Here is a 25,377-nt window from a genome sequence, read left to right on the forward strand (position 1 = left end):
TACAGAGGCGAAAGTGCTTTAGCCAGGAGTACGTTGCACAACAACTTGAAATCCAACAAAGTACTTATCAAAGAATTGAAGCAGGAAAGGTAAAAATTTAAACGGATCGTTTATCTCAGTTAGCACGGATCTTTAATAAACCAATAGAAGCTTTTTTCGGAAATGTACAAAAACTAAGTACTACGAGAAAAAATTACTGAAAGAAATTATAACTCAACGAGAGGAACGTATAAGAGAACTTGAAGAAAAGATTCAAAAAAGAGATAATAAAATATGTGAGTTGAAACAACTAATAAAATAAAAAGGCAGAGGAACCAAACTCTGCCTTTTCAACGTTATTTTTACTATCAGGTGTTTAAGAATTCATTGTCAAATTATTTTTTAATAGGTGATGCATAACTATCAAAAGTATTAACCGTAAAACCGGCTTTAGTTAAGCCGGGAACAAAAGCTTCAGTTTTACCAACAACAATAACGCGGGTATTATCATAGTTAAAATATTTTTTAGCTACGCGTAAAACATCATCAATGGTTACTGCATTTAATTTTTGCAGGTAAGTACGATAAAAATCTTTAGGCAAATTGTTAATCAATATACTGCTTGCAAAACCTGCAGTACGTGCCGGATTCTCTAAACCTAATGCAAAAGAACCATTATACAGATTTTTAGCATTTTGCAATTCTTCTGCCGACACTTTTACCGTACGGATCGTATTGATTTCTTTTAAAAACTCGACAACAGCACTATCAACTTTTTCATTTCTAACAGCCGCTGTTGCAGAAAATTTAGATTGAAAACGCCCGGAACCCGTACTTGCGTAGGCGCCGTATGTAAAACCATGTTTCTCACGAAGATTCATAAATAACCTCGATTCTGAACCACCGCCTAAAATTTGATTGGCTAGTAAAACCGCAAAATAATCAGGACTGCTTAGTGGTAAATCTAAAAGATTGGTAACTGTAATTTCCGATTGAACAGCATTGCTTACATTAACTACATCTACTTCAGTTTTGGTAGGATTACTAACCTTCGCCAAGACAGGTAAGGTTAACGCAGCTCCTTTCCAATCGCCGAAAGCTTTTTCTGCTAATGCTTTTGCCGCTTCTGGTTTAATGTCGCCTACAAAAGTTAAATAACCGCGCGATGGGGTAACATATTTTTTATAGGCGCTTTTAACATCATCCAAAGTAATCCCATTGATAGATGTTTCTGTTTGAAATTCTCCGTTAGGATGATTTTTTCCATAGACTAAAGCATTAACAACTCTTCCTGAAATTGCTTTTGCGCTTTTTTCATTTGATTTTAAGCCTGTAATGGTTTGCGATTTAATTTTTTCGAAAGAAGCCGCGGGAAAAGCCGGTTGGCGAATACTTTCTGCCATTAACATAAAGGCCGGCTCGAAATAACGTGTTAATGCAGAAGCTGTACCTCCATATGCACCTGCATTTACATCTGCGCCTAATTGATCAACGGCTTCATCAAACTGCGCTTTGGTTTTAGTTGTTGTTCCTTCGTTTAACATACTGCCCATTAAACTTACAACACCTGCCTTAGCACCTTCTGTAATAGGCCCGGCATCAATGCTGTAACTCGCCGATACTTTCGGTAGTTTATGATTCTCTACAACCAATACGGTAATGCCGTTTGCTAATTTATAAATAACAGGGTCGCCAATCGTAATTACCGGTGCCGGTCCTGGTTTTGGTTTTTGGCTGCGATCTATTGTTTGTGCTGAAATGCCTTGAGCCAATAAGGAAATTGCAGCTATTATGAATATTTTTTTCATGATCTTAAATAATATAAAAAGCGGTTATTTCTTAGGTAAATAATACAAAACAACTCTTTGGTTTTTGTTCAGGTATTGTTTTGCAACAGCTCTGATTTCTTCACGAGTGATGGATTGAATAATGCTTAACTCTTTGTTAATATCGTCGGTATCCTTATTGTGAAATGTATAGCCATTAGCCAAATTCTCCGCAACACCAAGCATTCTGCTATTTGCACTTACATAACTGTTTTCGAATTGATTTTGAAGCTTTTTATAATCACTTTCACTGATTAAGTCGGTTTGAAGGCGTAAAACTTCTTCATCAATATCTTTCAGTAAATCGTTAAGCGGCGTGTTTTTATTTGGTAAAGCTAAAGTAATGTAAGCACCATAATCTTCTAATGAGTAGTTAAAAGCAGCAACCTGTAGCGCGGTTTTCTTTTCATCAACCATTTTAGTGCTTAATCTGGAACTTCCGCCGCCTGACAAGATTGAGCTAATCATACCCAAAACTTTACTTTCTCTGCTTTTCATACCCGGAACGCGGTAAGCTGCAAAAATTGCCGGAATCTGAATGTTTGCATCGTAAGCGGTATCGATAATTTCTTTTTTGATTTCAGGCAGTTTATATTCCTTACGAACAACGGGCGCACCTTTCGGCACTTCAGCAAAATATTGTTTAACCAATCCTTTTGTTTTTTCAATATCTAAATCTCCGGCGATTGTTAAAACCGCATTATTCGGAACATAATATTTTTTATTAAAGGCAATAAATTCATCCAGCTTTGCAGCATCCAAATGTGCCATTGAGCCAATCGGCTGCCATCTGTAAGGGTGTCCATCAAACAGATGAGCAAATATTTTCTCGGTAAATTTGCCATAAGGCGAGTTATCAATGCGAAGGCGTTTTTCTTCCTTCACAACTTCATTTTGAGTTTTTACACCAACTTCATTTATAACCGGCTGTAACATGCGCTCACTCTCTAACCACAATCCTAATTCCAATTGATTTGAAGGGAAAACCTCATAATAAAAAGTACGATCCTGAGACGTGTTCGCATTATTTTGACCACCATTACTGCTAACCAGTTTCATGAATTCACCTCTTTTAATGTTTTTGGAACCTTCGAACAACAGGTGTTCAAAAAAATGGGCAAAGCCTGTTCGTGTGGTGTCTTCATCTTTAGAACCAACGTGGTACATCACTGAAACGGCAACCACCGGAGCGGTTTTGTCCTGATGGAGAATAACGTGGAGGCCATTGTCCAAGTCGAACTCGGTAAACTGTACTTTTTGAGCAGATGCGCTTAAGCACAGACCGGAAATGGCCAGAGCAAAAAGAATTCTTTTTTTCATTAGATAATTTGTTTGTTTTTGAAATCTGGCCGCTAAGCCCGAAATCCTTTAATAATAAGTTAATTTTATTTCTTGTTATAACTAAACAAGCAGGAGTTTTTACTAAAGTATATATTTCAAACAAAAAAAGCGAGTTATTAACTCGCTTTTTTTATGTTTTAATTATCTCCAGGCCTTGTATTGGTTTATTAAACCATTGGTAGAACTGTCGTGAGACGAAACTTTCCCGTCGCCTTCCAGCTCAGGTAAAATCTTTTTGGCCAATTGCTTGCCAAGTTCTACGCCCCACTGGTCGAAACTGAAGATGTTCCATATTACACCCTGCACGAAAATTTTATGCTCATACATGGCCACTAAACTACCTAAAGTATAGGGTGTAATCTTTTTCAAAAGAATAGAGTTTGTTGGTCTGTTGCCTTCAAACACTTTGAAAGGCGCAAGTTTTGCAATTTCTTCTTCAGTTTTTCCTTCTTTTTTTAATTCCGATGAAACTTCTTCTTCGGTTTTACCATTCATTAAAGCCTCAGTTTGTGCGAAGAAATTTGACAATAAAATTGGGTGATGCTCGCCGAGTGGATTTAAACTTTGTGCAGGTGCAATAAAATCAGCGGGAATAATTCTGGTTCCCTGGTGGATTAGCTGATAAAAAGCGTGCTGACCGTTTGTACCTGGCTCGCCCCAGATAATCGGACCGGTTTCGTAATCAACCTCGTTTCCATTTCTATCTACATGCTTGCCATTACTTTCCATATCACCTTGCTGGAAATAGGCCGCAAAGCGGTGCATATACTGGTCATATGGTAAAATTACCTGTGTTTCGGCATTATAAAAATTGATGTACCAAACACCTAACAAGCCTAAAATTACAGGAAGATTGTTTTCAAATTCGGCTGTTTTAAAGTGATTGTCGGTTGCATGTGCCCCGGCCAGTAACTGTTTAAAATTATCAAAGCCGATGCTTAAGGAAATAGATAAGCCAATGGCACTCCACAAAGAGTAACGACCACCAACCCAATCCCAGAACTCAAACATATTTTCGGTATCAATGCCAAAGGCAGCTACATCTTTGGCATTAGTAGACAGCGCTGCGAAATGTTTAGCAATATCGTCTTCCTTACCACCTTTTTCTAAAAACCATGAACGTGCAGAATGGGCATTCGTCATGGTTTCCTGAGTTGTGAATGTTTTTGATGCGACTAAAAACAGCGTGGTTTCAGCATTTAAACCAGCAACTGTCTCCGCAATATGTGTTCCATCAATGTTTGAAACGAAATGGATATTCAGGTGGTTTTTGTAATGCTTTAAAGCTTCGGTGACCATTACCGGGCCTAAGTCTGAACCACCAATACCAATATTTACAATATCCGTAATTGCTTTGCCGGTGTAGCCTTTCCATTCGCCACTGATAATACTGTTGCTGAATTTTTCCATTTTAGCTAAAACGGCATTTACTTCAGGCATTACATCTTTGCCGTCAACTAAAATGGGCGTATTGCTTAGATTGCGTAGTGCAATGTGAAGTACAGAACGATTTTCAGTCTCGTTAATTTTTTCACCGGCATACATCGATTTTATCGCTTCGTCTAACTTACATTCATGGGCCAATTGAATAAGCAAAGCCAATGTTTCATCGTTGATTCTGTTTTTGCTGTAATCCAATAGAATATCTTCAAAAAAAACAGAGAATTTAATGAAACGGTCAGCATCTTCAGCAAATAAATCTTTAATGCTTTTTTGATTAATATCTATAAAATGATCGGCCAGATATTTGTAAGCAGCCGTTTCCGTAAAATTTATTTTTGGTAACATAATTCTTTTCTTTTCTGTAAAAGTAATAAAGCAAATAGTTAAAACGGTCTTTTTAATGTTCAAAAAATAACATTTCATTATTTATTGTAAACAGGGTAACTTAGTCTTAGATTCTGTCTTGTTAAACTATGCCTGTAATGAATTTGTCGGAGTATCGCAATGCTTAAAATTTAATCTTATAATTTCTTCGACAGGCTCAGATGATAATTATGCATTTAATTTAACCGCTTTTTATATGTTATCAAATTAATTTCTTTTTATGAAAAAAATCTACATCCTATTATTTATTGCACTTTCATCAAGTGTTTTCGCTCAAAAATCAGGTTTAAACGCTATAGTTTCAAAAAAGGCAGATGCAATAGAACAAAAAGTTATCACTTGGCGTCGCGATTTTCACGAACACCCAGAGTTGGGCAATAACGAGGTGAGAACAGCTGGTATCATTGCCAAACATTTAGAATCATTAGGGATAAAAGTAACAACCGGAGTGGCTAAAACTGGTGTGGTTGGCATTTTAAAGGGCGGCAAACCCGGTCCCGTTGTGGCTTTAAGAGCGGACATGGACGGCTTACCGGTTACAGAAAGGGTTGATGTTCCCTTTGCATCTAAAGTGAAAACACAATATAACGGGCAGGAAGTAGGGGTAATGCATGCCTGCGGTCACGATAGTCATGTCGCTATTTTAATGGGCGTTGCTGAGGTTTTGGCATCCATGCAAAAAGACATTGCCGGCACGGTAAAGTTTATCTTCCAGCCCGCTGAAGAAGGTGTTTCAGCAGGTGAAGAAGGTGGCGCAGCATTAATGATTAAAGAAGGCGTTTTAGAAAACCCGAAAGTTGATGTAATTTTTGGCTTGCATATAAATTCACAAACAGAAGTTGGCGATGTTACTTATAAACCCGGCGGAACAATGGCGGCTGTAAATGATATGAAGATTACGGTAACCGGTAGGCAGGCACACGGCGCTTATCCATGGAGCAGCATCGACCCGGTTGTTATTTCAGCGCAGATTGTAAATAGCCTTCAAACCATTGTTAGCAGAAATTTAAATGTTACCGAAAATCCTGGTGTCGTAACTATAGGCGCGGTTAACGGTGGCGTTCGATCGAACATCATCCCGGAGAAAGTGGAGATGTTAGGCACGGTTCGTAATTTCAGCAAAGAAGACGAAGCCATGTTCATCGACAGGATAAAAACAATTGTAACTAAAACAGCCGAGGCTGGTGGCGGCAAAGCCGAAGTTAAAATTCCTTACAGCAATCACTACCCGGTTACTTTTAATAACATCGCATTAACCGAAAAAATGTTGCCAAGTATGCAAGCTACCGCAGGTGCTGCGCATGTAAAATTGAGGCCGCCGGTTACCGGAGCAGAAGATTTTTCATTCTTCCAGGAGAAAGTTCCGGGATTATTTGTGTTTTTAGGGGGCATGCCTAAAGGTAAAGATCCTGTTAAGGCACCATCACACCATACACCAGATTTTTATCTGGATGAAAGCGGATTCGTTTTAGGCGTTAAGTTGTTGTCGAATTTAACACTGGATTATATGGCAATGAAAAAATAGTGAATAAGGCGTAATTTTATAGTTTTTACCATTAAGAAAGTTAAGGGCGTTCACCTGATTAACTGCAAACCGGTATCTTAATTACCTTAACTTCTTAATGGTTATCAATGTAATTACCGGTATTAAATACCTGATTCAAAGATAAATTTAAACGCTCTCCGCTATGCTCATGGCGATTTTATATCTTTGCCATTATGACTAAAGAACAAATACAGGATTTAAGGGACAGAATAACGTCGCTGAGGAGGCATCTTTGACGTCGATGAGCTACTTTACGCCATTCGCGAAGAAGAAAAATTAACAATGGCACCCGATTTCTGGGACGATCCAAAAAAAGCAGAAAAAATTCTTGCAGAAATAAGTTCAAAAAAAAAATGGACTGATGGTTTTGAAAAAACAAATAGCGCAGTAGAAGATGCTGCCGTGATGTTCGATTTTTTCCAGTCTGGTGATGCATCTGAAGAAGAATTACAAGATCAATTCGATATAAGCAAACAGGCTGTCGCAGACCTGGAGCTTAAAAATATGCTTCGCAATAAAGAAGATCAGCTTTCAGCCGTAATGCAAATTACCGCAGGAGCTGGTGGAACGGAAAGCTGCGATTGGGCTTATATGCTCATGCGTATGTATATGATGTGGGGTGAAAAGAACGGTTACAAAATCACGGAACAAGATAGTCAGGAAGGCGACATTGCCGGAATTAAATCCGTTACACTTCAGTTCGATGGCGATTTTTCTTATGGCTATTTAAAAGGCGAAAATGGTGTTCATCGCCTGGTGCGTATTTCGCCCTTCGATTCCAATGCCCGCCGCCATACATCGTTTGCCTCTGTGTATGTTTATCCATTGGTCGACGAAACCATTGAGATTTACATTAACCCGGCCGATGTTGAATTTGAGACCTTCAGGGCCGGTGGTGCTGGCGGACAAAACGTAAATAAGGTAGAAACTGCCGTTCGTTTGTACCACAAGCCATCGGGTATTATCATAAAAAATCAGGAATCAAGATCTCAGTTACAGAATAAAGAAAATGCTTTACGCTTATTAAAATCTCAGCTTTATGAAATCGAGCAGCGTAAGCGAAACGAGGAAATTGCAGCAATCGAAGGTTCGAAAAAGAAAATTGAGTGGGGCTCGCAAATCAGGAGTTATGTATTAGACGACAGGCGGGTAAAAGATCACAGGACAAATTATCAAACTTCAAATCCTCAGGCCGTGCTTGATGGTGATATTGATGAGTTTTTAAAAGCTTATTTAATGGAATTTTAGAATTTAAAAGAAGTATTATTATGGTAAAATCATCATTATTTTTAATCTTATTCTCCATGTTGTCTTTTTTTTCCAATGCACAAGAAGTTATTCCTCTTTATGAAGATGCCGTTCCAGGTTCAAAAGCTTCGGCAACTTATATAGAAGTTACGGAAAGGGGTAGTGATGGCATTGATAGGATAGGTAAAGTCACAAATCCTACCTTAACGGTTTTTCCGGCCCCTGTTGATAAAGCGAACGGAACAGCTGTTATTATCTGTCCGGGTGGCGGTTACTCCATTTTAGCAATAAACCATGAGGGTTATAATATTGCAAAACGCTTTAATGAAATCGGTGTTACTGCATTTGTGTTAAAATACCGCTTGCCTAATGATGAAACTATGACTGATAAAACTTTTGCACTGTTGCAAGATGCAGAACAGGCAATTTATCTGGTCAGGAAAGATGCGAAAAAGTTTAACATCAAACCAAATAAAATAGGCATTATGGGGTTTTCTGCAGGTGGGCATTTCGCATCAACATTGTTGGTGCACTATAACGATATTAAAATTACTAATGCCGAAAAAATAAGTTTAAGGCCTGATTTTGCGGCGCTGATTTATCCGGTAATCAGTTTTGAAGAATCCGTTCATACCGGTACTATGAAGAATTTGCTCGGTCCAAATCCGGCAGACAGCATGAAACATTATTTCTCTGCCAACGAAAATGTAAATTCAAAAACACCGCCAACTTTTTTAGTTCATGCTCAAGATGATAAAGTAGTGCCTGTAGAAAACAGTATGCTTTTAAATGAAGCATTAAAGAAGAATAAGGTTAAAACAGATATATATCTGTATGAAAATGGTGGGCATGGTTTCGGCCTCAAAAATAAAACTTCGGATGTTGACTGGTTTAATTTACTCGCTGTTTGGATGAAGAAGCAAAAATTTTGATGATCTGTCTGTGTATTTAGTTTTCTTTAATATTCTTGTCAATTACACTTAACAAGCCGTCCACATAAGCATCATCGGTTAATTCCCAAAACATAATCCCATTAAGCTTTTTAGTTAAAACGTATTTTGTTTTCAATGAAATTGATTTAGGGTCATCCAAAGTAGCGATTCTTTTCGCTTCAGCATTATAATAATAGGGCGCTTTTGCGACATCATCCCAGTAATATTTATAGCCTTTTTCTTCCGTAAACTGGGTACTGAAATCTTTAAAGGAAACACCGCCTACAAATTTGGTCGGTTGATATAAACCCTGATTTGCTTCTGTTGAGTTTTCGAAAATTCTTGCGTAAAATGCAGCGCCTAAAGCTATTTTGTTTGCCGGAACGCCCAGTCTTATTAATTCTGTAACAGCATAATCACCCGATAAAGGCAATTCTTTGGCAGAATATAAAGGTGTATGGTGACCACTCTGCGTAGCATAACCACCAACCAAATCGTAGCTCATTAAATTTACCCGGTCTACTAAAGGCATTACTTTGTTCCATTCGAAGCAGGAATCGATGCAGTTTTTGGTACCACCCGCGGCGAAGCTTATTTCGGCTTTTTTACCCAGCTTATTTCTTAGTTCTTTAATCAATAAAGTAAAATTGTGTTTATCATCTTCTGTGTAGCGGTGCCCCGGAAACCCGGCAACTGCCGGATATTCCCAATCGATATCAATTCCATCAGCATGAAAAAAATCGAGCAGTTCTTTTGTCGTTTTAGCAAAAGTTTTTCGGCCGTTCGCCCGGCTAAATACTTCCGAACAATTCGCACAAGCACTCCAGCCACCCATTGCCATCATAACCTTTAAATCCGGATTACGCTTTTTTAACGCGACCATTTTTAAAATCAGGGCCGAATCTTTAGCAGAATGTATTTTCATACTGTCGCCCTTTAAATGCCCGAAACTGTAAATTAAGTGACTTATTTTTTCAACAGGAAAACTATCGATAACCGTTCCGCCTCCGCCTGTGTAATAGGCGATAACATTTGGTTTATATTTCTTCTGAGCTTTTAAATCTAACCCGGAAAAGATTGTTAAAATAATTAGTGCGGTGATGCTGCACAAGTAGGTTGTTGGGGATGATGGTTTAAACATTAGCTCGCTTGAGAAGTATCTTGATCTGAAATAATTTGTTGTAGTTGGTTAAGTTCTGCGACTTTCTCCGTAGCACCGGCATTCTCATAGGCAGAAATCAAATTTCTGATTACCCTACGTATGATATCTGTATTGCTGCAAGGCCTGTAATATTCGGGCAGCGCCTCTAAATTCAGCTGACGCAAAAATTGATCTACATCGTGTTTGCCAAAAATATTACCCCTGTTAAATGCATTTATATAAAAAAGCACACCATATTCGGTACCTTCCTGTTTACTTTCATCAATAAAACCTAAAATAAAATGTTGTGGTAAATTGATGCCATAAATTGGCATATCCAGCTTTTGCGCAAGTGTTGAGTAAATTATCGCCAGTGAAATCTGATTGCCTTTTTTACTTTCCAGTACCTGATTTAAGTAGGAGTTTTGCGGATCGTGATGGTTCTTCGTGTTGCCTCCAAAACCAAATTGCTGATATAAAACATGGTTAATCAATTTAACTTTCTCCACCGAACTCATTTCATACTGCAGGCCCAGCCAGATTTCGCGTTTAATTTCCTCCAGCTGGTTGATAACTTTCTGCTCATCTAAATCGGGATATTGATAACGATTAACAATTAAGGCCCCTTGCAGCAAATCAAAAGCACCACTCAGATACCAAAGGTTTAAATCTTCTTTAACGGTATTAAATTGAATCTGATGAACAATGTTTTCAATACGTTCCTGTAAAAGTCCGTCAAAAGATTGCTCCCAGGCATTCTCCAGAAAATGAATAACCTCGCCACCGTATTCCAGTAGCCTTTGTTCAACATGCTGATAAACTTCCTCATCAGGATCATCAAGCAATTTTACTAAAGCACTTATCTCTGCGTTATTTTCCATAAAACATACATACGTTTGCGGGGTTTAATTACTTTTGCAATAGATATGATAATTCAATTCATTACCGATTACCTTAAACACCGTTTAACTGCTAAAACCAGGCATGGAACACACTCGCCATTCGTTTACAAACTAGCAGACGAGGTAATTTACGATTTTACCGATAAATCTGAATACAAAAATATAGAAGCGCAGCGAAAAAAACTTTTTAATGACGATTCCATAATTACAGTTACAGATCTCGGAGCAGGCTCGCTCTTAAATAAAAATCGTACAAAAAAAGTAAGCGAGATTGCTAAAAATGCATTGAAAAGTCCACGTTTGGCAAAACTTATTTACCGTTTGGCAGAAAATACAAAGCCTGAAACTGCAATCGAATTGGGTACCTGTTTAGGCATAACGACTGCTTACCTTTCCAAATCAAATCCTGAAGCAGAAATTATTACCATAGAAGGTTGTCCTGAAACAGCTGAAGTTGCGAGGAAAAATTTCGGGGATTTGGAATTAGATAACATTGAACTGCATGTTGGCAATTTTGATTTAATCCTGCCTGATATCATAGCAAAGCAACCTACCCTTGACTTTGTTTATATTGATGGCAACCACCGCAAAGAGGCTACATTAAATTATTTCAAATGGTGCCTGCCAAAAGTTACTGAAAATTCTTTGCTCATTTTTGATGATATTTACTGGAGTAAAGGAATGAAAGAGGCCTGGGCTGAAATCAAAAATCATCCGGAAGTTACCGTTACGGTAGATTTGTTTTGGATTGGATTGGTTTATTTTAAAAAAGGGCAGGCCAAAGAACATTTCAAGTTGAAATTTAATCAATAAACCGAAATGAAAATAGAACCGAAATTACAAGGTATTCAAAAGTTATCTGCATTATATATTTTGCTGCTCAGCTTTTTTTCGGGTCTGTTGATTTACCTGGGTTCTTTATTAATTGATACCAGTATTCTAACTCATTTGATGTCGGGTTGGGATGGTTTTTGCCTGGCACTTATCCTGCTTCACTGGTATATGTTTTGCCATACTTCTGCGGCAGAAACACATTTAAAGGCAAAAATGCAGGATGAAACAAGGGGCGAAATTTTCGCAATTGTTGTTGTTTCTACTTTTGCCGGACTGCTTGCCGTAGTGCTTTTGCTCCTTGATAAAGAAGTTAAAACGCTCGATCTGGTTACAGCAATTTCCGGCATGTTTCTATCCTGGGTATTGGTTCACACCACTTTTACCATGCGTTATGCACATTTATTTTATGGGGATAGTGAAAATAAAAATGGCGGTTTAGATTTCCCGGGCGAAGAAAAACCCGATTTTATTGATTTTGCTTACTTCTCCTTTGTTATCGGAATGACTTTCCAGGTCTCTGATGTCGAAATATCTTCCCGTAAAATCAGGCGACTTGCGTTACTCCACAGTATCATCTCCTTTATTTTCAATACCGTAATTGTTGCACTAACCATAAATGCATTAGCGGGTTTGAGTAAATAATAAAATATTTGCTTTATGTTTAACCTCCATCCGCCTACCGGCACCTTCCTCCTTGAAGAGGAAGGTGCCAAGAGCGAGGTTATGCTACCTTACCTCTCGATTCGTCATTGCGAGGAAGTATGACAAAGCAATCTTTTTAGCTAAAATTTTTTCCTCAATTCGTCATTCCCGCGCAGGCGGGAATCTTAAAGCTTTCACATGTATTTAATGCAACTACTTCATCTGGAGGCTTGTTTTAGCGATACAGTAATTTGTCTTAAACGTAATTAATGCGTCTTATAATCAGTTTTTTATCTTTTTAAACTGATTTTTAAGTCGTATAACTTATTTTTAAGTTGTAAAACTGAAAAATAAGTTATATGTTTGGGTATGGAAGAATTAACCAAAACAGAAGAGCGCATTATGCAGGTTTTATGGAAACTGCAAAAGGCATTTGTAAAAGATATTATTGATGAATTGGATGAAGAACCAAAACCACCTTATAATACCATTTCATCTATTGTAAGGCTGCTTGAAAAGAAAGGCTATGTTGCTTATAAAGCCTATGGTAAAACATATGAGTATTTTCCGGCAATTAGTAAGGAAGTTTACACGAAAACGACGTTTTCAAAAATGTTTAACAGCTATTTCGATAGTTCGCCGGCGAATCTTTTATCGTTTATGGTAAAAGAAGAAAAATTAAGTGAAAAAGATATAGAAGAAATCAAAAAGCTCATTAATGAAAATTCCAGATCATGATTTTAATTTATCTGTTGAAAGTCTCTGCCTGCACAGCGTTATTTTTTGCTGTTTATTATTTCCTGCTGTCTAAGCTTACTTTTTTCAACCTGAACAGGATTTATCTTTTGTTTATGCTGGTTTTAAGTTTCACTATACCGGCATTGACAGTAGAAAATAAGAAGGAAATTATTGCTTCCGTTCAGGAGCGTGCAGCAAAAATAACGTATAGCAATGGTGGTTTTATGGAGCGGGATTTTGTAGATGACGGAAAAACAGCTGATGCGCCTGTGAACTGGATTCAGGTATTGGAATATGGTTATTATTCAATTTCAGCGATTCTTATTTTCAGAATGCTTTTAATGCTGTTGCGTATCAAACTTCAACTACGCAAAAATATAGTGGATGAAGATGGAGCAATTATTTTGGTTAATAAGCAATCAAGTATCAAAAATTGCTCTTTTTTTAACCGAATCGTTATTGATTCATCATTACAGCCGGAAGAAAGGCGGCTTGTTATCAAACATGAATCTATACATGTAGAACAATTACATGCTTTCGATAAGCTTTTAGTTAATCTGCTCGCTGCAATACTATGGTTTAACCCAATCATTTACCTCTGGCGAAATGCAATTGATGATAATCACGAATTTTTAGCAGACAGGGAAATCTTAAAAGCGACAGATAAAAAAGAATATGCTTTTTTACTCTTAAACCTGGCTGCGCCTTCAAACAAAATAGCTATTAATAGTTTTAGTAAACTTCCCTTAAAAAATAGAATTATGATGATGTACAAAGAACCAAATGTAAAGTTTCAAAAGCTGGCTTATGCAACAGTAATTCCTGTTTTATTGATTTGCTGTATGGCTTTCGTGAATCAAAAGGAAATTATAATAGAGAAAGTACCTGCTGATAATACCAGTCACTCCGTTTCCAACCAGCCGAAGAATGTTTACGACATGAATTATTTAGGTGGTTATGCAATGCTTAACCCATATACAAAGTCGGCGCTTAAAGAAGTAGAACCCATATTAATTATTGATGCCGGGCATGGCGGCAGAGATGGTGCTATAGTAGCATTGGATGGGCAAAAGGAAAAAGATTTGAACTTAAGAGCTGTGAAAATCCTGAAAGAAGAAGCTGCAAAAAGAGGTATAAAAGTACAATTAACCAGAACTACTGATCAATTTTTGTCACTTAAAGATCGTTTGCCTAAGCAAGAAGCAACTGCATTTATATCGATTCATCATAATGCAACACTTACCAATACGACAGTACCTTTCAATGGAATCGAAGTTTATGTTTCTAAGCTGAATAACAATATTAAAATAGCTGAAGATTTGGGTGCGGGTATTTTAGGTAAACTGAAGCAATTAAACGGTATGGAAGTAAATAATTCTTTAAAAAATGCAAATCTGTTATTGCTGAGCGCATCTAAAGTGCCCGCTATTTTAATTGAATTTGGAAACATCTCAGAAGAAAAAACGCTGAACTACATCAATGAAGAAAAGAATATACGTAAAATCAGCAACCTGATTTTAGATGGATTTGTTGCTTTTTCAAAGCGTGGATGTTAATTAAGAATTGAACGATGGAATGGTTAATGTATTTGCTTAAGGTTAGCGCATGCACAATTTTGTTCTTCGCTGTTTACCTTTTGGTTTTGAAGAAACTTACTTTCTTCAGGCTCAATAGATTTTACCTGTTAGGAGCGTTGTTTTTTAGCTTTGTTATTCCGGCTTTGCAGTTTGAGGTTAAACGCGAATTAGCTGCCGTAGAAATCAATCAGCTGACAGATCTTCACCAACTAAAACCGGTTAGCAATCAGCCGTTTCAACTTGTAAAGCCCTTAGTGGTTGAATACCAGCCACAGGAACAACCTAGAATAGATTGGAATGAATTAGGCTTTTACATTTATGGTGGTATCGCTTCAATTTTATTATTAGCCTGCGCGTGGCGGTTATTTGGCTTATTGAAACACACCAGCGATTATACGAATAGTATCGATGGCCTAAAACTGATAACAAAAACAAAAGGCTATACCAATTGCTCTTTTTTCAATTATGTTTTTATTGATAAAAGTATTTTGAGTGAAACCGAACTGCAGGTTTTATTGACTCATGAAAAGGTTCATGCGAGTCAATACCATTCCATTGATAAAATAATCCTGATGCTTTGCAAAGCATTTTTATGGTTCAATCCGGTAGTTTATTTAATTGATAAAGCTTTAGAGCAAACCCATGAATATGAGGCAGATGAAGCAGCCTCTTTAAACTTTGGAACCAATGCCTATGCGAACCTGCTTTTTAAACTTGCGGTTACGAAGAGTGAAATGCCACTAATCCACAATTTTGTTAAAAGCCCGGTCAAGGAAAGAATAAAAATGTTATTTAACGCTAAGTCTGCTAAAATGAAAAAATTAAGTTATTTACTCGCTTTGCCAATTACAATTTCTTTAATATGGTTATTTTCAGTGCAGTTAGTTTACGCTGCGCCAAAATTAAAAAGTGTTTTAGGGTTAAAGAAAATTGAACAACCGATATATAAACAAGTTGTTAAAACGGCAAAGGGTGTATTGGTAAATAGAAATTCGAAAACAATTTTAAAGGTTATAGATACAACCAGGCTGCAAAGTTCGATAGACCCGAAGATTATTTCTTCTTCAAAAATCAGAGGCAATTTAAAAACTAAAATTAGCTATTTGGAAGATGTGGTTATAGAAATTAAAGGGACTACAATCAAGGCAAAATCAGCCGTATGGAATAAAAATGTAAAGGAATTGTTAGTCAGTCATGCGGTTATTATTATGGAGGAAGTATGATTCTTACTGAGAAAGCGGTTTTCAATTTATTGGATGGAACATATAGAAGTTATGAATCAAATTCTGAGACCGATAAAAAAATATCTTTTATTGATTTCGACTTAAAAGAAAATGAGAATATGATAGTCAAAAGCATTCGATATACTGCAGATTCTGTGAGAATGAGTAAGGATAAAAATACGATTACAGTAATGGGTAAAGCAAAAATGTTTTTTAAAGACTTAAAAATGGAAGCTGATGAAATTATTTACAACAATAAAACTAAAATAGGTTCAGCTAAAAATATGGTCATCACTCAGCTTGGCTCCGGCACAAAAATAAAAGGTTCAAATGCCGAATTTAACATTAATGGAAAAGTCGAAATCTGGCAGAATGCAAATAGCAACATAGTTGTTGAGCCGTAAGTAGAAAACTTATATCAAAATCTTCTACAATTATTTTCCTTTTTAACTATGGATATTTAAAATCTCCATTATCGTATATTTACTGAACTAAGGGAAAATTAAATGAGGCCTTTCTTTAAATATACACTTCAAATTATACTTGTCATGATAATGGCTTCCTGCAAAAAAGAGGTGCAGGAGCGTGCTGATGTTGAAATTAAGGAAGAAATTTTGAATAAACTCAACAATTTGAGGGTAAGTGGCTGTACATGTGGTACAGATATAATGCCTGCGGTAAAAAAAGTTGTGTGGAATATTGCGCTTGAAAAAACAGCGAAAGCGCATGCTGCTGATATGGTAAATAGAAATTATTTTAGCCACATCAGTCCGGAAGGTGTGCCGGCAATACAGCGTTCCCGGCAAGAAGGTTATGCCGGACTAAGCATAGGTGAAGTAATTGCCCGGAATTACACAACTGTAGATGAGGTGATTGAAGGCTGGAAAGCAAGTGAAAGCCATTGCAAGGCGATGATGGATGCTGAATTTGACGAAGTAGGTGCAGGAAAAACCGGCACCTACTGGGTTATGGATTTAGGTAGAAAAAATTAATTCGCCCATTTAGTTAGATTTTTTAAATAGGTTTAATTAAAAGAAACAGTGTAATTATTTACCCTGTGGTCTCTGCCTCCGGCTGTGCTGGTTACTTCAAAACCAAACTGCACCCTATCGATGGTCTCATTTCCTATCCATTGCAGGTCGTTTCGCAGGTAATTCATAATGTCTTTTATATTCACATCACCAACTAAAGAGTTACTGGTACGAAGAAAGGAAAAGACTTGTTTGCCATTGGCATTTACCGGGCCCTTATAAATGTTCCAGGTATGTCCGCCAACACTTTTATTGGCTACATTGATTTGGGCAACACCATTTGGGTATGCACTGGCAATCGGACCAACATTACCTCTGTAATTCATCCAGAGCATTATTTCGTACTTGTCATTGTTGGTCCATACATCATAATCTGCGCCCCACGATCCATCAGCAGGTACGGTGACATCATAGTGCGAGGTTAAGCTGTTTAAACTGCTTAACAACCTTTGAACTTTCCTTTCTGAATTTGGATAGGATTTAATACCCGATGTATTCGGATGATTGGACCATATGCCCCAATTATTTCCATTGTTAGCCCAGATACTCTGATAACCATAACCACTGCCCCAAACATTATTAAAAACAGTGTAGGGTGAATAGGCTTTACTGGTGTAATTGTTTGTACTGTTGTCAGATGTCCAGTCTGCTTTTACTTCTCCGGCTGGCTGAGTCGAAGACTGGTCTTTTTTACAGGCTGCAAGAGAGATGGTTGCAAGCACTGCATACATTAAAATTTTTCTCATAATGGTAATTTAATTTTGGCTAGTAATTTTTTCTAAATCAAAAATACCAGTAACTTATCCTACTCGAAGTATACTTTTGTTTACAAATAGGTGTTCAATTGTTAAGGCAAGGCTTAATTTGAGTTATTTTATTCTAGTATCTAGTATCTAGTATAAAGTATCAAGTATTGAGTGGAGGGTGTATGATAACGGGATTAAAATTGGAGTTTTGATTTTTATGGAAATGTTTTCCGAAGATTCACGCTGATTTTACTTTCTAACCCAAAAATTGATTTACATTTTTTTATTAAATCGCAGAAAATCTGCGTTTCATATCTGCGAAAATCTGCGGGAGAAATAAATATAAAATTTCCCGTTGATTCACGCTGATTTAAAAACCGCTGATCTTAATTTTTAACCCAAAATTGACTTACTTTTTTTATTAAATCGCCGAAAATCTGCGTTTCATATCTGCGAAAATCTGCGGGAGAAATAAATATAAAATTTCCCGCTGATGCACGCTGATTTAGAAACCGCTGATCTACGCTGATTTTACTTTCTAACCCAAAATTGACTTACTTTTTTTATTAAATCCCCGAAAATCTGCGTTTTTTATCTGCGAATATCTGCGGGAAAATAAACAACTAAATTTTCATGCTGATTTTACTTTCTAACATTAAAACCTGACTTAGCACCTTGCTTTTTTAAATCCCCGAAAATCTGCGTTTCATATCTGCGAAAATCTGCGGGAAATCTTCAATACCCCTACAATTAAAATGCTTCCGCCAAACTTATATAAAATCCGCTCTGTCGTTTTTCATTTGTTTTTCGTTCTCCAATCCCATAATCTAAACGAACACTTAACCCTTTTGCGGGATCAAAGAAATACCTTAAGCCACCACCTAAATTGGGTTTAAAAGCATCGACAGCAAAATCAGATGTTCCCCAAACGGTTCCTGTACCTGCAAAAAGTACTGCCCCGAAACGGTTATTGTACCTGTAGCGAAGTTCTGTTTGTATGGCCAGTAAATTTTTGTCGCGGTAGCGGCCGGTATAGTAGCCCCTCATCATTTCATCATTACCTAATTGTGGTAACAGATAGAAAGGTGTATGATTACTTTGTACGGTATGGTATAAGCCTTGTGCACCAAGTATAAATTTGTTACTCAGTTTCCAGAAGTTGCGAAGATTTAATTTAATCTGACTTCCATTAAAATTATCACCGCCAAAAAAATCTGGTGCATATTGATAAGTTATTCTTCCAAAAAAACCTTTGGATGGATAGTTATTAGAATTTCTTGTATCATAACTTTGAGAAATGCCGGTGAAAATTACCCTTCCTCCGGGCCTTCCAAAAATAGCAGGATCTGATGAATAAATCCCACCTGCAGCTTGATCATTAAAATCATAATTTTCAAATCCTAATGAAATGCCTGAGTAAGCATTTTTTATAAAGGTTTTTTCTAAGTCGAAAGCTACCTTTATTTGTTGCTGTACTAATTTATCTTCATCAGTTTTATTGGTGTTATTTCCTAAACCATAAAAATTGAATGGCATTTTCTTGAATCGGATTTCGCCTATTATATGGTATATATTTCCTTTACTCCATGCATCACCTTTTAAAGCTAAATTGTAAGTTTTTTTTGTGGAATAAGTTGCATTAGCTGAAAAATTAGAACTTCTCGTTACCGTATCTTTTCTGTAGCTATAAAATGAATAAATAGCACCTATACCAAATTCAAAACCCGTTTCCTGCGAATAACCGAAAGCTGGAATAGGTAAAAAACTCGCTTTTCTCGTGGTATCTTTTTCATTCGAAAGCATTTTTTTAATTAGTTTCATTTGAGCCATTCCGGAAATCGATAGCAAAAGGAATGTACATAAAATCGCCAGTTTTTTCATGGCGCAAAGAAAAGGAAATTTAGTAATATGTTGGTTAATTGTTTAAACCGGTTAATTGGAATCGTTTTCGATAATCACAAAATAAAATGGCTTTGTGCCTTCGTGCCTTGGTGGTAAGGTAATATGTCGGTTAATCGGTTAATTGGATGCATTTTCAAATCATAGAATAAAATTGCTTTGTGCTTTGTTATAGAAAAGTTGTAACTGCTTAGCTATTTAAGTCCGCTATCAAGGCTAAACGCCAAGCCCTCATGGTTAAAAACTTTTAGGTTTTAACCTTTCGGCCTAAATACCTATTTTTGCGGCAAATAAGACAAAACACGATGAGCAATACAAGAGGACCGATATCTCAGTTTATGGAGCGTAATTACCTCCACTTTAATGCTGCAGCAATGATGGATGCAGCTAAAGGATATGAAACGCATTTAGATGAAGGCGGTAAAATGATGATTACGCTCGCCGGTGCGATGAGTACTGCTGAATTGGGCATATCGCTGGCTGAAATGATTCGTCAGGATAAAGTGGCCATTATTTCTTGTACCGGTGCCAACCTTGAAGAAGATATTATGAACCTGGTTGCACACTCTCACTATAAGCGTGTTCCCAATTATAGAGATTTAAGTCCGCAGGACGAGTGGGATTTACTGGAAAATCATTACAACCGCGTTACGGATACCTGTATTCCGGAGGAAGAAGCTTTCCGTCGTTTACAAAAGCATATTCATAAAATCTGGAAAGATGCTGATGAAGCAGGCGAGCGGTATTTTCCGCATGAATTTATGTACAAAATGCTTTTAAGCGGCGATTTAGAGCAATACTACGAAATTGATCCAAAAAATTCGTGGATGTTGGCTGCGGCTGAAAAGAATTTGCCGATTGTTGTACCGGGATGGGAAGATTCGACGATGGGTAATATTTTCGCATCGTATGTAATGAAAAAAGAATTGAAAGCAACGACCATGAAAAGCGGTATTGAGTATATGGGTTGGCTGGCCGACTGGTATATTGCAAACAGTAGTGGTAAAGGAATTGGATTTTTCCAGATCGGCGGAGGTATTGCCGGCGATTTCCCGATTTGCGTTGTACCAATGCTTTATCAGGATATGGAAATGGAAAATATTCCTTTCTGGAGCTATTTCTGTCAGATATCTGACTCAACTACATCGTATGGCTCATATTCAGGTGCGGTTCCGAATGAAAAAATAACCTGGGGCAAATTAGATATTCATACGCCTAAGTTTATTGTGGAAAGCGATGCGACAATTGTTGCGCCGTTAATGTTTGCCTGGATATTAAAACAATAACAAGAAAATTTTATAAAACCAAAATAGTTTTGAGTGTGCCCATTGGAGAAAAACTTCGAAAATGGGCATTTTTATAGGCTGACTGGCCGGAAACAAGGTTTGTTTAGAATGATTATAAATTGTATTTCAAGTCAGTATTATGTCATGGGATTTATTAATAAGTTATACTTTTGTTCAAGTTTTGATGGGGCTATTTGGGTTCAATCATCAATTTCACAACAAAAAGTAAATTAAATAAGTATAAAGTGTTCATTATGAGAGATATCTCGATGATTTTAAAAAGCGTTTGGAAATCGTTATTCGTGTTTTCAGCTATTTCCGTTATAGCGGTTTCTACCGTTAATGCGCAAGATGCTGCAGAAGGAAGAACGCTTTTCAAAGCTAAATGTACCGCATGTCACGCGTTAGATGCTAAAATGATTGGTCCTGCCTTAACCGGTGTTAGCGATCGTCATTCTGAAGAATTCTTATTAAAGTGGATTCCAAATTCGCAGGGTTTAATCGCTTCCGGAAACCCTGAAGCAGTTAAGCTTTTTAATGAGAATGGTAAAATTGCGATGACTTCTTTTCCTGAATTGGATGAGGCAAAAGTTAAAAGCATTTTAGCATACATCAAAGAAGGTGAGCCTAAACCAAAAGGCGGTGTTGCTGGCGCAGGTGCCACTGCGGCAAAAGATGACACCACTTCAGGTTTATCTATTGCAGGTATTGTTGCCATTGTTGCTATTGCTGTCGTAATTTTAGTAATCTTAGGCCGTGCTTCTAAATTATTAGAGCGCTTAATTTTACAAAAACAAGGCATCGAAATTGAAGAAGATGTGCCGTTGAAGGTGGGTGTGCGCAAAATGTTTAAGAACAAAAAATTTGTGATGTTCTTCATTTTATGCTTAATCATCGCTTTAGGTTCTTGGGGCTGGATGGGTATGTGGAATACCGGTGTTCATACAGGTTATCAGCCGGTACAACCTATTAAATTCTCTCACGAATTACACGCAGGTACAAATCAAATTGATTGTCAGTATTGTCATAATGGTGCATTCAAATCTAAAAATGCAACTATTCCATCATTAAACGTTTGTATGAACTGCCACAAAGCGGTACAGGCGAGAGACAATTATGAAGGTGAAATTTCTCCTGAAATCAAGAAAATATACAATGCTTTAGGTTACGATCCTGAAACACAGAAATACGATAAGAGCAAAGAAAAGCCAATGGAGTGGGTACGTGTACACAACCTTCCTGATTTTGCTTACTTCAACCACGCTCAGCACGTAGTTGTTGCAGAAGATGCCATTCGTAAAGCAAAAGGATTACAGCCAACTGAACCGGTATGTTTCGCTTGTCATGGTCCGGTTAATACAATGGAAGAAATTTATCAATATTCTCCTTTAACCATGAAATGGTGTATTAACTGCCATAAAGAGACTGATATTTCTGGTCAGAAAAACAATGCTTTCTACGCTAAGGTTATCGAAGCGCATGAAAAAATTAAAAAAGGTGAGAAAATCACACCAGCATTATTGGGTGGTTTAGAGTGTGGTAAATGCCACTATTAATAGATAGAGTTTTAGTAAGAACGTTCGATAAACAGTAATATAGCTTAAATGGAAAGCAACAAAAAATACTGGAAAGGCTTAGAGGAGTATAACAATACACCCGATTTTGTTAAGAATAACAAAAACGAATTCGCCGAGCCACTTCCAATAGAAGATGTTTTAAATGAAGCAGGGTTAAGTACCGTTACCCCACGCCGCGACTTTTTAAAGGCGTTAGGTTTTGGTTTAGGTGCAGTAACGTTAGCAGCATGTCAAAGTGCGCCTGTTCATAAATCTATTCCTTACCTGGTAAAACCTGAAGAGGTTACACCTGGTATTCCTAACTACTATACTTCCAGCTTTAACGGCCAGAGTATTTTAGTTAAAACAAGAGAAGGCCGTCCGATTAAAATTGAACCAAACCCTAATGCAGGTGAATTCAATTGTGGTACTGATGCAAGAGCACAGGCTTCAGTTTTAGATTTATATGATGTATCTAAACTAAAAGCACCGGTTCTTAAAAATGAAGAAACAACCTGGGCAAAAATCGACAGCTTTGTAAAAAGTGAGTTGGCTAAAGCGCAAACTGGTGGTAAAAAGATTCGCCTTGTTGCTTCAACAGTAAACAGTCCGTCTACAAATGCGGTAATCGCTCAGTTTATTGCAAAATATCCTGCAGCTAAATTGGTGCAGTACGATGCAGTTTCTTATACAGGTATCATTCAGGCCAATCAAAATAGTTTTGGTAAAGCCGTATTACCTAAATACAATTTCGATAAAGCAGATTTAATTGTAAGTTTCGGCGCCGATTTCTTAGGAACCTGGATTAGCGGTGAGGAGTTTACTGCTCAATATACGGCTAACCGTAACTACAAATCTTTAGAAAATAAAAAAATGAGCCGCCACATTCAGTTCGAAAGTGGTATGAGCTTAACAGGTACTAATGCAGACACCCGTGTTCCGGTTAAATTATCGGAAGAAGGCCCTGCATTAATCGCTTTATATAATGCAATTACCGGGCAGACTTTACCTGGCGGAGCATTACCTAACAACGGAACTGCTGATAAAGTAATCAAATTAGCAGCTAAGGAATTAGTTCAAAATAAAGGTAAAGCACTTGTTGTTTGTGGTTCTAACGATGTTTCTACACAAATTTTAGTCAATGCCATTAACGCCGCAATCGGTAGTTATGGTACAACCATCGATTTAGATAACCCTTGCTATTTATATGCTGGTAACGATGCTGAATTTAATGGTTTAGTTGCTGAGATGGGACGTGGCGAAGTTGGTGCTGTTTTATTTTTAAACAGTAACCCGGTTTACGATACTATCGACGGAAAGAAATTTGCTGATGTGTTAGCTAAAGTTCCTGCAAAAATTTCATTTGCAGACAGAGCTGATGAAACGGCTTCACTTTGTGATGCAATTGCGATTAACCATAACTACTTAGAATCATGGGGTGATGCAAATGCTTACGAAGGTTATTATTCAATCGTACAGCCAACAATTAATCCTGTTTTCAATAGCCGTCAGGCAGAAGAAAGTTTATTAACCTGGGCTGATGCTCCGGTTAAGGATTACTATCAGTTTGTTCGCAGCAACTGGGAAACCAAAATGCTTCCGGCACTTGGTTTGAAATGGAATGATGTTTTAGAAAAAGGTGTGGTTAAAGTTGCGGCTAAACCGGCAGCAGCTTATTCATTCAGTTTATCATTAGCAGCGGTTGCAACTTCAATTGTAAATAGCAGTAAAGCTTTAGCAAAAGGTGGCGACCAGGTAGAATTGCAGGTTTACGAAAACATCCCGATGCGTGATGGTAAAAATGCTAACAACGCATTCTTACAGGAATTACCTGATCCGGTTTCAAAAGTAACCTGGGACAACTATGTTGCGCTTGCTCCAAAATTTGCGGAAAAATTAAAAGTTAAAGAATTTGATGTTGTAACGGTTAAAGGTGGCAATGGCTACTCAATCGACTTACCGGTTCTTATTCAGCCTGGACAAGCACAGGGAACGGCTTCAATTGCTTTAGGTTACGGCCGTGAGAAAGTTGGTAAAGCTGGTAACGGCGTCGGTAAAAATGCTTTCCCTTTCATTTCTTTTGTAAATGGAACCATGCAATATGCTACCAACGTAACGATTACCCCGACAGGTGGTTATTATGAATTAGCACAAACACAAACACACCACTCTTTCGAGGGTCGTAATGTAATTCGCGAAGCTACTTTCAAAGAATATTTAAAAAACCCTGCAGCGGGTACAGGTAAAAGCGAAGAAGGACATAAAAACTATGACCTTTGGGATAAATACGAACAACCAGGCAATAGCTGGGTTATGGCTATCGATTTAAATGCTTGTACAGGTTGCGGTTCATGTATTGTTGCCTGTAACGTAGAAAACAACATTCCTGTTGTAGGTCGTGACGAGGTTCGCCGTCGTCGTGAAATGCACTGGATTCGTATCGATCGTTACTACAGCTATGAAACACCAACCGGTGATGTAACAAGAGAAAAAGAAATTGCTAAGCTGGAAGATTTAGATCATGTTTCTGTTGTTCACCAACCAATGTTGTGTCAACACTGTGATCACGCACCTTGTGAAACCGTTTGTCCGGTGTTAGCAACTGTACACTCATCTGATGGTTTAAACCACATGGCTTATAACCGTTGTGTAGGTACCCGTTACTGTGCAAACAACTGTCCGTATAAAGTTCGTCGCTTTAACTGGTTCAATTACTGGAACGATTCCCGCTTCGATAACTATTTAAATAACGAGTTTACCCAATTGGTTTTAAATCCTGATGTAACAACACGTTCACGTGGTGTTATGGAAAAATGCTCTATGTGTATTCAACGTATACAAGGCGGTAAATTGAAAGCTAAAATTGAGAAACGTCCGTTAAAAGATGGCGATATTAAAATGGCTTGTCAGGAAGCTTGTTCAGCAAATGCAATCATTTTCGGTGATGCAAATGATCCTAATTCTGAGGTTTCAAAAGCTTTACGTTCTGAGCGTATCTACTACGTATTGGAAGAAATCAACGTGAAACCGGGTATCGGATATATGACAAAAATTAGAAATACAGATACAACAGTACAAGCGTAAGCTTTAGTATAAAGAAAAT

20 protein-coding genes are annotated in these 25,377 nt (G+C 37.4%); 13 read left to right on the forward strand and 7 right to left on the reverse strand.

Translation table 11 applies throughout. From position 1 onward, the window contains the following. Nucleotides 1-374: 374 nt before the first annotated feature. From O0931_RS18705 to pgi, 3 genes are all read right to left on the reverse strand, one after another. Nucleotides 375-1,787 (reverse strand): M16 family metallopeptidase, encoded by a 1,413-nt coding sequence (locus O0931_RS18705; protein WP_269417013.1) that lies wholly within the window; start codon nucleotides 1,785-1,787, stop codon nucleotides 375-377. 24 nt (nucleotides 1,788-1,811) lie between these two features. Next, entirely contained in the window at nucleotides 1,812-3,125 is a 1,314-nt protein-coding gene (locus tag O0931_RS18710) for a M16 family metallopeptidase (RefSeq protein ID WP_269417014.1), read from the reverse strand. A gap of 162 nt (nucleotides 3,126-3,287) precedes the next feature. Next, a complete protein-coding gene (pgi, locus tag O0931_RS18715) occupies nucleotides 3,288-4,934 on the reverse strand; it encodes a glucose-6-phosphate isomerase (RefSeq protein ID WP_269417015.1) in 1,647 nt (548 codons plus the stop codon). 259 nt (nucleotides 4,935-5,193) lie between these two features. Here pgi and O0931_RS18720 point away from each other — a divergent pair, with 259 nt between their 5' ends. The 3 genes from O0931_RS18720 (at nucleotide 5,194) to O0931_RS18730 (ending at nucleotide 8,699) form a co-directional block, all read left to right on the forward strand. After that, nucleotides 5,194-6,498, forward strand: coding sequence for an amidohydrolase (locus O0931_RS18720; protein WP_269417016.1), 1,305 nt, complete (start codon nucleotides 5,194-5,196; stop codon nucleotides 6,496-6,498). Nucleotides 6,499-6,692: 194 nt separating this feature from the next. Further along, a protein-coding gene (prfB, locus tag O0931_RS18725) for a peptide chain release factor 2 (RefSeq protein WP_269417017.1) occupies nucleotides 6,693-7,767 on the forward strand; the annotation gives its coding sequence in 2 pieces (ribosomal slippage) (nucleotides 6,693-6,752 and nucleotides 6,754-7,767; 1,074 coding nt in all). Between the two features lie 20 nt (nucleotides 7,768-7,787). Next, entirely contained in the window at nucleotides 7,788-8,699 is a 912-nt protein-coding gene (locus tag O0931_RS18730) for an alpha/beta hydrolase (protein WP_269417018.1), read from the forward strand. 16 nt (nucleotides 8,700-8,715) lie between these two features. On the opposite strand, the gene O0931_RS18735 is transcribed toward O0931_RS18730, so the two are convergent. Together O0931_RS18735 and O0931_RS18740 are read right to left on the reverse strand one after the other, a co-directional pair. Then, on the reverse strand, nucleotides 8,716-9,840 hold the full coding sequence (locus O0931_RS18735) for a glycoside hydrolase family 18 protein (protein ID WP_269417019.1): 1,125 nt from the start codon (nucleotides 9,838-9,840) through the stop codon (nucleotides 8,716-8,718). Then, entirely contained in the window at nucleotides 9,840-10,721 is an 882-nt protein-coding gene (locus O0931_RS18740) for a transglutaminase-like domain-containing protein (protein WP_269417020.1), read from the reverse strand. Before O0931_RS18740 ends, O0931_RS18735 begins: the two co-directional genes overlap by 1 nt. A 45-nt stretch (nucleotides 10,722-10,766) precedes the next feature. On the opposite strand from O0931_RS18740, the gene O0931_RS18745 reads away from it, so the two are divergent. From O0931_RS18745 to O0931_RS18775, 7 genes are all read left to right on the forward strand, one after another. Beyond that, on the forward strand, nucleotides 10,767-11,555 hold the full coding sequence (locus tag O0931_RS18745; protein ID WP_269417021.1) for an O-methyltransferase: 789 nt from the start codon (nucleotides 10,767-10,769) through the stop codon (nucleotides 11,553-11,555). Between the two features lie 6 nt (nucleotides 11,556-11,561). After that, nucleotides 11,562-12,218 carry a DUF1345 domain-containing protein gene (locus O0931_RS18750; protein ID WP_269417022.1) on the forward strand — a complete coding sequence of 219 codons (657 nt, stop codon included), beginning with the start codon at nucleotides 11,562-11,564 and terminating at the stop codon, nucleotides 12,216-12,218. Nucleotides 12,219-12,587: 369 nt separating this feature from the next. Continuing rightward, nucleotides 12,588-12,956: a BlaI/MecI/CopY family transcriptional regulator gene (locus tag O0931_RS18755; protein WP_269417023.1), complete on the forward strand. Its 369-nt coding sequence runs from the start codon at nucleotides 12,588-12,590 to the stop codon at nucleotides 12,954-12,956. Beyond that, on the forward strand, nucleotides 12,953-14,512 hold the full coding sequence (locus tag O0931_RS18760; protein ID WP_269417024.1) for an N-acetylmuramoyl-L-alanine amidase: 1,560 nt from the start codon (nucleotides 12,953-12,955) through the stop codon (nucleotides 14,510-14,512). The genes O0931_RS18755 and O0931_RS18760 overlap by 4 nt, the downstream gene beginning before the upstream one ends. Nucleotides 14,513-14,598: 86 nt before the next feature. Continuing rightward, a complete protein-coding gene (locus O0931_RS18765; RefSeq protein WP_269417025.1) occupies nucleotides 14,599-15,756 on the forward strand; it encodes a M56 family metallopeptidase in 1,158 nt (385 codons plus the stop codon). After that, nucleotides 15,753-16,160, forward strand: coding sequence for a hypothetical protein (locus tag O0931_RS18770; protein WP_269417026.1), 408 nt, complete (start codon nucleotides 15,753-15,755; stop codon nucleotides 16,158-16,160). Before O0931_RS18765 ends, O0931_RS18770 begins: the two co-directional genes overlap by 4 nt. Nucleotides 16,161-16,310: 150 nt before the next feature. Further along, the gene (locus tag O0931_RS18775; protein ID WP_269417027.1) at nucleotides 16,311-16,748 is read left to right on the forward strand and encodes a CAP domain-containing protein; all 438 of its coding nucleotides are present in this window, start codon (nucleotides 16,311-16,313) and stop codon (nucleotides 16,746-16,748) included. Between the two features lie 32 nt (nucleotides 16,749-16,780). On the opposite strand, the gene O0931_RS18780 is transcribed toward O0931_RS18775, so the two are convergent. Further along, the gene (locus O0931_RS18780; protein WP_269417028.1) at nucleotides 16,781-17,533 is read right to left on the reverse strand and encodes a GH12 family glycosyl hydrolase domain-containing protein; all 753 of its coding nucleotides are present in this window, start codon (nucleotides 17,531-17,533) and stop codon (nucleotides 16,781-16,783) included. 750 nt (nucleotides 17,534-18,283) lie between these two features. Further along, nucleotides 18,284-19,354 carry a BamA/TamA family outer membrane protein gene (locus O0931_RS18785; protein WP_269417029.1) on the reverse strand — a complete coding sequence of 357 codons (1,071 nt, stop codon included), beginning with the start codon at nucleotides 19,352-19,354 and terminating at the stop codon, nucleotides 18,284-18,286. Between the two features lie 383 nt (nucleotides 19,355-19,737). Between O0931_RS18785 and O0931_RS18790 the strand changes: the two genes are divergently transcribed. From O0931_RS18790 to O0931_RS18800, 3 genes are all read left to right on the forward strand, one after another. Further along, nucleotides 19,738-20,718 (forward strand): deoxyhypusine synthase family protein, encoded by a 981-nt coding sequence (locus O0931_RS18790; protein WP_269417030.1) that lies wholly within the window; start codon nucleotides 19,738-19,740, stop codon nucleotides 20,716-20,718. A gap of 254 nt (nucleotides 20,719-20,972) precedes the next feature. Next, entirely contained in the window at nucleotides 20,973-22,274 is a 1,302-nt protein-coding gene (locus O0931_RS18795) for a c-type cytochrome (RefSeq protein ID WP_269417031.1), read from the forward strand. Nucleotides 22,275-22,322: 48 nt separating this feature from the next. After that, nucleotides 22,323-25,358, forward strand: a complete 3,036-nt coding sequence (locus O0931_RS18800) for a TAT-variant-translocated molybdopterin oxidoreductase (protein ID WP_269417032.1) — start codon at nucleotides 22,323-22,325, stop codon at nucleotides 25,356-25,358. The last annotated feature ends 19 nt before the right edge of the window (nucleotides 25,359-25,377 follow it).

The organism is Pedobacter rhodius (genome assembly GCF_027213645.1).
Lineage (GTDB): Bacteria > Bacteroidota > Bacteroidia > Sphingobacteriales > Sphingobacteriaceae > Pedobacter > Pedobacter rhodius.

Bases quoted from the DNA above. Each gene is read 5' to 3' on its own strand.
- O0931_RS18705 (WP_269417013.1), bottom strand. From the start codon at position 1,787: ATGAAAAAAATATTCATAATAGCTGCAATTTCCTTATTGGCTCAAGGC.
- O0931_RS18710 (WP_269417014.1), bottom strand. From the start codon at position 3,125: ATGAAAAAAAGAATTCTTTTTGCTCTGGCCATTTCCGGTCTGTGCTTA.
- pgi (WP_269417015.1), bottom strand. From the start codon at position 4,934: ATGTTACCAAAAATAAATTTTACGGAAACGGCTGCTTACAAATATCTG.
- O0931_RS18720 (WP_269417016.1), top strand. From the start codon at position 5,194: ATGAAAAAAATCTACATCCTATTATTTATTGCACTTTCATCAAGTGTT.
- O0931_RS18730 (WP_269417018.1), top strand. From the start codon at position 7,788: ATGGTAAAATCATCATTATTTTTAATCTTATTCTCCATGTTGTCTTTT.
- O0931_RS18735 (WP_269417019.1), bottom strand. From the start codon at position 9,840: ATGTTTAAACCATCATCCCCAACAACCTACTTGTGCAGCATCACCGCA.
- O0931_RS18740 (WP_269417020.1), bottom strand. From the start codon at position 10,721: ATGGAAAATAACGCAGAGATAAGTGCTTTAGTAAAATTGCTTGATGAT.
- O0931_RS18745 (WP_269417021.1), top strand. From the start codon at position 10,767: ATGATAATTCAATTCATTACCGATTACCTTAAACACCGTTTAACTGCT.
- O0931_RS18750 (WP_269417022.1), top strand. From the start codon at position 11,562: ATGAAAATAGAACCGAAATTACAAGGTATTCAAAAGTTATCTGCATTA.
- O0931_RS18755 (WP_269417023.1), top strand. From the start codon at position 12,588: ATGGAAGAATTAACCAAAACAGAAGAGCGCATTATGCAGGTTTTATGG.
- O0931_RS18760 (WP_269417024.1), top strand. From the start codon at position 12,953: ATGATTTTAATTTATCTGTTGAAAGTCTCTGCCTGCACAGCGTTATTT.
- O0931_RS18770 (WP_269417026.1), top strand. From the start codon at position 15,753: ATGATTCTTACTGAGAAAGCGGTTTTCAATTTATTGGATGGAACATAT.
- O0931_RS18775 (WP_269417027.1), top strand. From the start codon at position 16,311: ATGGCTTCCTGCAAAAAAGAGGTGCAGGAGCGTGCTGATGTTGAAATT.
- O0931_RS18780 (WP_269417028.1), bottom strand. From the start codon at position 17,533: ATGAGAAAAATTTTAATGTATGCAGTGCTTGCAACCATCTCTCTTGCA.
- O0931_RS18785 (WP_269417029.1), bottom strand. From the start codon at position 19,354: ATGAAACTAATTAAAAAAATGCTTTCGAATGAAAAAGATACCACGAGA.
- O0931_RS18790 (WP_269417030.1), top strand. From the start codon at position 19,738: ATGAGCAATACAAGAGGACCGATATCTCAGTTTATGGAGCGTAATTAC.
- O0931_RS18795 (WP_269417031.1), top strand. From the start codon at position 20,973: ATGAGAGATATCTCGATGATTTTAAAAAGCGTTTGGAAATCGTTATTC.
- O0931_RS18800 (WP_269417032.1), top strand. From the start codon at position 22,323: ATGGAAAGCAACAAAAAATACTGGAAAGGCTTAGAGGAGTATAACAAT.